General features: G+C 70.5%; 9 protein-coding genes and 1 tRNA gene. 6 read left to right on the plus strand and 4 right to left on the minus strand.

Annotated elements, in window-relative coordinates:
* Positions 1-53 precede the first annotated feature (53 nt).
* A complete protein-coding gene (locus ACIQMJ_RS26090; RefSeq protein WP_499763599.1) occupies positions 54-1,232 on the plus strand; it encodes a Mur ligase family protein in 1,179 nt (392 codons plus the stop codon).
* On the plus strand, positions 1,229-1,948 hold the full coding sequence (locus ACIQMJ_RS26095) for a type 1 glutamine amidotransferase (RefSeq protein WP_499763600.1): 720 nt from the start codon (positions 1,229-1,231) through the stop codon (positions 1,946-1,948). The genes ACIQMJ_RS26090 and ACIQMJ_RS26095 overlap by 4 nt, the downstream gene beginning before the upstream one ends.
* A 143-nt stretch (positions 1,949-2,091) precedes the next feature.
* On the opposite strand, the gene ACIQMJ_RS26100 is transcribed toward ACIQMJ_RS26095, so the two are convergent.
* On the minus strand, positions 2,092-3,579 hold the full coding sequence (locus tag ACIQMJ_RS26100) for a flavin-containing monooxygenase (protein WP_499763601.1): 1,488 nt from the start codon (positions 3,577-3,579) through the stop codon (positions 2,092-2,094).
* A gap of 77 nt (positions 3,580-3,656) precedes the next feature.
* On the opposite strand from ACIQMJ_RS26100, the gene ACIQMJ_RS26105 reads away from it, so the two are divergent.
* On the plus strand, positions 3,657-4,265 hold the full coding sequence (locus ACIQMJ_RS26105) for a TetR/AcrR family transcriptional regulator (RefSeq protein WP_499763602.1): 609 nt from the start codon (positions 3,657-3,659) through the stop codon (positions 4,263-4,265).
* 18 nt (positions 4,266-4,283) lie between these two features.
* On the opposite strand, the gene ACIQMJ_RS26110 is transcribed toward ACIQMJ_RS26105, so the two are convergent.
* Complete coding sequence (locus tag ACIQMJ_RS26110) at positions 4,284-4,790, minus strand: LPXTG cell wall anchor domain-containing protein (RefSeq protein ID WP_499763603.1); 507 nt, start codon at positions 4,788-4,790, stop codon at positions 4,284-4,286.
* A 235-nt stretch (positions 4,791-5,025) separates the two neighbouring features.
* Between ACIQMJ_RS26110 and ACIQMJ_RS26115 the strand changes: the two genes are divergently transcribed.
* Both ACIQMJ_RS26115 and ACIQMJ_RS26120 read left to right on the plus strand, forming a co-directional pair.
* Positions 5,026-5,286 carry a hypothetical protein gene (locus ACIQMJ_RS26115; RefSeq protein WP_499763604.1) on the plus strand — a complete coding sequence of 87 codons (261 nt, stop codon included), beginning with the start codon at positions 5,026-5,028 and terminating at the stop codon, positions 5,284-5,286.
* 94 nt (positions 5,287-5,380) lie between these two features.
* Positions 5,381-5,995, plus strand: a complete 615-nt coding sequence (locus ACIQMJ_RS26120) for a TetR/AcrR family transcriptional regulator (RefSeq protein ID WP_387489243.1) — start codon at positions 5,381-5,383, stop codon at positions 5,993-5,995.
* 7 nt (positions 5,996-6,002) lie between these two features.
* Here the strand turns inward: ACIQMJ_RS26120 and ACIQMJ_RS26125 are convergent, their stop codons facing one another.
* Positions 6,003-6,224 carry a DUF3618 domain-containing protein gene (locus ACIQMJ_RS26125; RefSeq protein ID WP_380724627.1) on the minus strand — a complete coding sequence of 74 codons (222 nt, stop codon included), beginning with the start codon at positions 6,222-6,224 and terminating at the stop codon, positions 6,003-6,005.
* 155 nt (positions 6,225-6,379) lie between these two features.
* On the opposite strand from ACIQMJ_RS26125, the gene ACIQMJ_RS26130 reads away from it, so the two are divergent.
* Positions 6,380-6,453: transfer RNA gene (locus ACIQMJ_RS26130), tRNA-Leu, on the plus strand.
* A gap of 40 nt (positions 6,454-6,493) precedes the next feature.
* On the opposite strand, the gene ACIQMJ_RS26135 is transcribed toward ACIQMJ_RS26130, so the two are convergent.
* A complete protein-coding gene (locus tag ACIQMJ_RS26135; protein WP_499763605.1) occupies positions 6,494-7,444 on the minus strand; it encodes a CobW family GTP-binding protein in 951 nt (316 codons plus the stop codon).
* Positions 7,445-7,780 lie beyond the last annotated feature (336 nt).

Raw genomic sequence — 7,780 nt, forward strand, 5'->3', positions numbered from 1 at the left:
CAGACCCAGCCCGCCTGCCGCTGCGCACCGCCGCGGCCGTGCGACTGGGCAACATGAGTTCCAAGCTGTCGCAGAAGATGGGTCTCGGCGCGGGCGGCATGATCGGCGGCCGGGTCGCGCTCAAGCTCGACCCGCAGGCGCTGGCGCACTTGACCTCCGGCCGCTCGGTCGCGCTGGTGACCGGCACGAACGGCAAGACCACCAGCACGATGATGCTCAGCCGGGCCGTGTCGTTCCTGGGCGAGGTCGCCACCAACCACGGTGGCGCGAACATGCCCGACGGGCACGTGACCGCGCTGTCCAAGCAGCCCGACGCGCCGTACGCGGTGCTGGAGGTCGACGAGGGGTACTTCCCCGAGGTCGTGCGGGCCGCGTCGCCCGCGGTGGCCGTGCTGCTCAACCTCAGCCGCGACCAGCTCGACCGGGTCGGCGAGGTGCGCACGATCGAGCGGTCGCTGCGCACGGCGCTGGCGTCGGTGACCGGGGTCGTGGTGGCCAACTGCGACGACATCATGGTCACGTCGGCGGCCCGCGACTCGGCGGACGTGGTCTGGGTGGCGACCGGGACGGGCTGGCACAACGACGCCGCCTCGTGCCCGCGCTGCGGCGACCCGATCCGCTGGGAGGGCGAGCACTGGCACTGCACCGGGTGCGACCTGGCCCGGCCGCGGCCGCAGTGGGTGACCGGCGACGGGTACCTGGTGACGCCGAACGGCGTGAAGGTGCAGCTCTCGCTGCGGCTGCCCGGCAAGTTCAACCAGGCCAACGCGGTGATGGCCACGGCCGCCGCCGTCGCGCTCGGCGTGCCGGTGGAGGAGGCCGTGCAGCGGTTGCGCGCGGTGTCCAACGTGGCGGGCCGGTACCGCACGATCCAGCGGTCCGGGCACCGGGCGCGGCTGCTGCTGTCGAAGAACCCGGCCGGGTGGAGCGAGACGCTGACCGTGGTGCGCGAGGCGGACCACCCCGCGGTGCTCGTGATCAACGCGCACGAGGCCGACGGGCGCGACCTGTCGTGGCTGTGGGACGTGCCGTTCGAGCGGCTGCGCGGCCGTCAGGTGATCGCGTCCGGGGAACGGGCCACCGACCTGGCCGTGCGGCTGACGTACGCCGAGGTCGAGCACACGATCGTGCCGGACCCGCTGCTGGCGATCGACGCCATGCCGCCGGGGCCGGTCGAGGTGATCGCCAACTACACCGCATTCCGCGACCTGAACGCGAGGGCCGCCCAGTGACCACCAGCAAGGTCCAGATCGCGCTCGTGCTGCCCGACCTGCTGGGCACGTACGGCGACTTCGGCAACGCGGTCGTGCTGGAGAAGCGGATGACGTGGCGGGGCATCTCCGCCGAGATCGTCAACATCCGGTTCGGCGAGCCGGTGCCGGAGTCGTGCGACATCTACGTGGTCGGCGGCGGTGAGGACACGGCGCAGACGTTGGCCGTGCGGCACCTGCGCGAGCACCCGGGCATGCAGCGGGCGGCGGCGCGCGGCGCGGTGATCCTCGGGGTGTGCGCGGGGATCCAGATCTTCGGCGAGTCGTTCACCCGGGCCGACCAGGTGACCCACCCCGGTCTCGGGCTGATCGACTCGACGTCGCACGCGGGCGGCAGCCGGGCCATCGGCGAGGTCATCGCGACGCCGGCCGACGGGCTGTTCGAGGGCCTGCTGACCGGGTTCGAGAACCACCAGGGCCGCACCGTGCTGGGCCCGTCGGCGCGGCCGTTGGCGCACGTCAAGGTGGGCACCGGCAACGACGGTTCGGTGGAGGGCGCGGTCCAGGGCCGGATCCTGTGCACCTACCTGCACGGTCCCGTGCTGCCGCGCAACCCGCAGATCGCCGACCTGCTGATCGAGTGGGCCACGGGCGCCAAGCTCGGCCCGCTCGACCTGCCCGACGTGACCCGCCTGCGCGCCGAACGCGCCAAGGCCGCCGGCGTCCCCCTGTCCTGAACGCAGAACTCAGGGGTCCTGAGCGTTCGACTCTCGGGGCCTGAGCGTTCGACTCTCGCGAGAGTCCTACGTTCGGCCCGCGCGAGTCGAACGCTCAGCGCCCGTGAGTCGAACGCTCGGGTACCGCGAGTTCCGCGTTCCGGTCAGGCGGGGACGCGGGTGCGGCGGGCGCGGGTCAGGGTGTAGTCCTCGGCGCGGACGGTCTTGGTGCGCATCCAGTAGCGCCACGTGAAGCCCGGCCACACCGTGCGGTTGATGCCCTGGGCGTCGAGGTACCAGCTCTTGCAGCCGCCCTCGGTCCACACGCCCTTGCTCAGCTTGCGCTGCAACTGCCGGTTGAACCGCGCCTGCACGTCCGGCCGCACGTCCAGCTCGTCGGCCTGGTGGCGGTCCAGCAGCTCCAGGCACTGGCGGACGTACCGGATCTGCGACTCGATCATGAACACCACCGAGTTGTGCCCCAGGCCGGTGTTCGGGCCGAGCAGGAAGAACAGGTTCGGGAAGCCCGAGACCGTGATGCCGTAGTAGGTTTCGATGCCCTTCTCGCGCCACTGCTTGGCCAGGTCGACGCCGCCCTTGCCGGTGATGTCCAGGTAGTCGAACGAGTCGACCACGTGGAACCCCGTGCCGTAGATGATCACGTCGACCTCGTGCTCGACGCCCGCCGCGTCCACGACGCTGTTCGCCCGCACCTCGGCGATGCCGTCGGTCACCAGCTCGACGTTCGGCCTGCTCAACGCCGGGTAGTAGTCGTTGCTGATCAGCACCCGCTTGCAGCCCATGGTGTAGTCGGGCGTCAGCTTCGCCCGCAGCGCCTCGTCGGGCACCTGGCTGCGCATGTGCCGCTTGGCGATGTTCTGCGCGAACTCCATGATCTTCGGGTTCACGGCGAAGCCGAGCGCGCTCGACTCCCGCGTCCAGTACACGAAGTCGCGGTACAGGCGCTGGGTGAACGGCAGCGCCCGGAACAGCTTCTGCTCCCACGTCCGGATGGACCGGTCCATCTTCGGCATGATCCACGGCGGCGTGCGCTGGAACAGGGTCAGGCCGCCGACCTCGTCCACGATCCGCGGCACGAACTGGATGGCGCTCGCGCCCGTGCCGACCACGGCGACCTTCTTGCCGCGCAGGTCGTAGTCGTGGTCCCACTCGGCCGAGTGGAACGCCTTGCCGGTGAAGTTCTCGATGCCCGGCAGGGTCGGGACGTTCGGGATGTGCAGCGCGCCGACACCCGCGACCACGGCCTTGGCCGTGTAGGTGTCGCCGTGCTCGGTGGCGACGTGCCAGACCTTGTCGTCGGCGTCCCACCGCGCACCGCTGACCTTGGTGTTGAACCGGATGTGGTCGCGCAGCCGGTACTTCTCGGCCACCCGCTTGAGGTAGTCCCAGATCTCCGGCTGCCGGGCGAACATGCGCGACCAGCGCGGGTTCAGCTCGAACGAGAACGAGTACATGTGGGACGGGACGTCGCACGCGCAGCCGGGGTAGGAGTTGTCCCGCCACGTGCCGCCGAGGTCGCCCGCCTTCTCCAGCACCACGAAGTCGCGTTCCCCGGTGCGCTTCAGCTCGATCGCCATGCCCAGGCCGGAGAAGCCCGTGCCGATGACCAGGACTTTGACCTCTCGGTGCATGCCCGTCTCCTCCAAGTCCGCCTACGTACTCTTCAGTAGGTTACTCGAAGTAAGTTACCTCCGGTAGTCTCGACTTCGTGACCACGACCGAGCCGCGCCGCAGGCGGATGCCCAAGGCCCAGCGCAAGGCGCAGATGCTCGACATCGCCGAGGGCGTCTTCGCCGAGCGCGGCTACCTGGCGGCGTCGATGGACGAGATCGCCGAACGGGTCGGGGTGTCCAAGCCGATGCTCTACGAGTACTTCGGCTCCAAGGAAGGTCTGCTCATCGGCTGCATCCACCGCGCGCGCACGGAACTGCTCGAGCGCACGCAGCAGGCGATCACCGGCGCGGACGGACCCGAGGAGATCCTGCGGCGCGGCCTGATGGCGTTCTTCGAGTTCATCGGCGAGCACAAGCAGTCGTGGTCGCTGCTGCGACAGGAGGCGGCGATCACCGTGCCCTCGGCCGTCGAGGAGGTCGAGGGCATCCGGCGGCAGCAGACCGACCTGATCGCGGCCGTGATCGGCAGCTTCGACTCCGACGTCGACGCGGTCGAGGCCGAGGCGTTCGCCGAGATCGTGGTCGGCTCGACCGAACGACTGGCGCTGTGGTGCGAGCGCAGGCCCGAGGTGGGGCCCGCGCTCGCGACGGCCTACGTCATGGACGTCGTGTGGCGGGGCGTGGCGAGCCGGCTCACGTCCTGAGCGGCGCGAGCCGGGCGGTCACGCGCGACGGCGGCGGCTGACCAGCAGCAGCGACGCCCCCGCGAGCAGCGCGGCCAGGCCACCCACACCGGTCCACAGCGGCGCGGCGCCCGTGTCGGCCAACACCTGCCCCGAGGACGCCGACACCACGCGCGGCGGCACGGTGGTCGTCACCGCCAGGGCGGCCGTGGTCGTCTTCGGGACGGTGGTGCCCGCCGCGGACGTCGTGGTGGTCGACGCGGTCGTGGTGCCGGCGACCGCCGTCGTGGTGGTCGAGGTCGAGGTCGAGGTCGCGGACGTGCCGGACACGGCGGTCGTCGTCGTGGTCACGCTGGTGGACCAGCCGCCGGTCGACGTCGTCGTGGGGTTGGTGGTCGTGGTGTGGCACGGCGGGTCGCCGCGGTGCCGGCACACGTCGCCCCGTCCCTGGTCGCCCCACCCGTCCGGCACGTGCCACGAGGGGTCCGCCAACGCCACCCCGGGCGCGACCGCCAGACCCAGCGCCAGGCACACAACAACGACCACTCGACGGCTCATGACGACCTCTCAGACCAAGGGACTTACTCCAAATGGGCTATCGGCGCCCAGTGGCGGCGCGTTACGGGTCATGCACGGTGTGTGTCGCGTTTTCGACTACACGATCGGGTGGCGCATGGGGGCGTCGCGACCTCATCGGGGTCTCTCACTCGATAGAAGGGGACGACGCGCGTTCACACCCAAACGCCGGTCAGATGAGCACACGACCGACGGAAGGCCAGGCATGTCCACACTCCCCATCACCGCGAACTACCGGCGCACCGGCGACGATTGGGCGGTCACCGTGCGCGCCGCGGGCAAGGAACTCGACGCGACCGCACCGGGCCTGATCGCGGCCCGGCTGGCGGCCGACCAACTGGTGGAGGAGATCGCCATCGGGCGCTCCGCGCGCGCCGTCGTGCACCTGCTCGACGGCGACGCGCTCGCGTTCTCGGTGGCGTACCTGCACACCCGCGCGGGCCTCGTGCCGCCGGCCGCGGGGTGAACCCGAAGCGGCGCGGCGCGCGGGCCGGTGATCAACACCGGATTCCGGGCTCACCCGGCCTAGGATGTCCGGCCAAAGGCGACAGGAGCGCGAAATGGCCACACCGGTGTACAGCGGGGCCGCTCGGACCCCGCAGCGGGGCAGACCCAGGGACGCCAGCCGGGACGACGCGTTGCGGCAGGCCGCGCTGGAGGTGATGGCCGAAGTCGGGTACCGCGCGCTGACGATGGACGCCGTCGCGGCGCGCGCCCGTGCGGGCAAGGCGACGATCTACCGGCGGTGGGAGTCCAAGCTCGACCTGGTGATCGACACGTGCACGCAGCTGGCGCAGCAGAACCTGGCCGAGCCGGACACCGGTTCGCTCGCCGGCGACCTGCGGGAGTTCCTGAGCGCGTTCGCCGCGTTCCTGTCCGGCCCGATCGGCAAGGCGGCGCAGGCGCTCGTCGGCGAGCTGCCGCACGAGCCGGAGCTCGCCTCGGCGTTCCGCGAGACGTTCCTGACCGCGCAGCGGGACGTGCTGCGGCGCATCCTGGAGCGCGCCGAAGAGCGCGGCGAACTGCGCCAGGACGCGCCGCGCGGCATGGCCGTCGAGATCGCGGGCGCGGCCCTGATCTACCGGCTGATGCTCACCGGTGACCCGCTGGACCTGCCGTTCGTCGACCGCGTGGTGGACCAGGTGCTGGTGCCCCTCGTCGCCAAGGGGCAGTAGGGCGCGGTCAGCGGAACAGCTTGCGCAGCAAGGCGAACCCGACGAGCACGGCCACCGCGATCAGCGAGTACCGGATCTTGGGTTCGTCGAGCTTCGCGCGCACGCTCTCCTTGCCGGACTCGACGAAGCGCTGGGGATTCGCCCTCGTCCCCAGTTCGTCGAGGGTCACGGCCAGCGCGTTGCGAGCCTGCTCGATCTCGCGCTGGATGGTGTCGGGATCGCGGGCCACATCTCCTCCTAGCTGCTGCTCCTTGGTCACAACCGTAGTTGAGGCGCGGTGGCGGCGTTGACCTGACCGGCCGACGAGCAATTCGGTAACGCCGTTTTCACCCAGGTGGCCCTCGTCACCGGACGGCGCGGGCCTGCCGATAAGCTTGCCGCGCCGGGCTCGTAGCCCAATTGGCAGAGGCACACGGTTTAGGTCCGTGCCAGTGAGAGTTCGAGTCTCTCCGAGCCCACGTCACCGGCGGCCCCCGGCGTTGACCCGCCGCGGGCCGCTCAGGTGGTGTAGCGCAGGACCTCCAGCATCGACTGCGGGTTCACCGCAGCCGGGTCCGGTTCCTCGCAGGCGGCCAGTTCCGCGCGGATCGCGGCGACGTCCAGGCCCGTGCCGATGAGGACCAGCTCGGTGCGCCGCGGACCCGGCCACGCCGACCGCTCGAACCGCAGGAACGCGCCGACGGTGTGCAGGCCGAACCGCTGCCGGTGGCCGGGAACGTCGAACCGCACGAAGCCCTTGATCCGGTACAGGCCCTTGGGGCGTGCGTCGAGGAAAGCCATGAGCCGCAACGGGTCCATGGCGCCGCCGGTGAACTCCACGCTGTCGTAGTGCACGTGGTCGTGCTCTTCGTCCAGGAGGTCCTCGAAGGACAGTTGGCCGAACCGCTCGCGCGGGCGCGGGTCGAACAGCAGGGCCGGGTCCACGCGGCCGTACGACGACTCGACCACGGGCACGCCCGGCTTGAGGCGGTGGATCTCGGCGGTGAGGGCGGCGGCGTTCGTGACGCGGTCGACCTTGTTCAGCACGACGAGGTCGGCCACGCGCAGGTGCTTGGCCAGGTCGTCGGGGAACTCGGCGGCGTCGACCAGCAGCACCAGGCCGCCGTAGGCGAGGCGGGGGTTCTCGGTGGCGAGCACCATCCGCGCCATGGCCTGCGGTTCGGCCAGGCCGCTCGCCTCGATCACGATGACGTCGACCAACGAGTCCAGCTTGGCCAGCATCGCGTCGAGCTCGCTCACGTCGACCGCGCAGCACAGGCACCCGTTGCTCAGCGAGACGGTGGAGTCGACCTGCCCGGCCACGCTCATCGCGTCGATGCCGATGGCGCCGAAGTCGTTGACCACGACCCCGATCCGCGTGCCGCGGCTGCCGCCGAGCAGGTGGTTGAGCATCGTCGTCTTGCCGGCCCCGAGGAACCCCGCGACCACGACCACCGGGATCCGCTTCACGCCACCCGATCCTACGTCCCCCCGCGAGCCGAACCCACAACCCCCGAGAGTCGAACCTCCAGGTCGCGTGAGTCGAACACTCAGGTCCCGAGAGTCCTACGTTCAGCTTGAGTTTTAACCTGGTGGGTGAGGTCGGGACCCGGTTGATCATGGAAGCAGCCCTTGGGTGATCATCTTCTTGTCTAGGGAAGAGATCGAACCAAGGGCTGCCATGATCATTGTGCCGGACCGGGCCGGTGTCGACGGGCTCGGGGTGCTGACCGGGTTCCGTGAGGAGTTCCACGACTGCCTGAGCGCGCGGGCGGACTCGTTGTTCGAGTTGTGCGACGCGGTGCT

Source organism: Actinosynnema sp. NPDC091369, assembly GCF_044757065.1.
GTDB lineage: Bacteria > Actinomycetota > Actinomycetes > Mycobacteriales > Pseudonocardiaceae > Actinosynnema.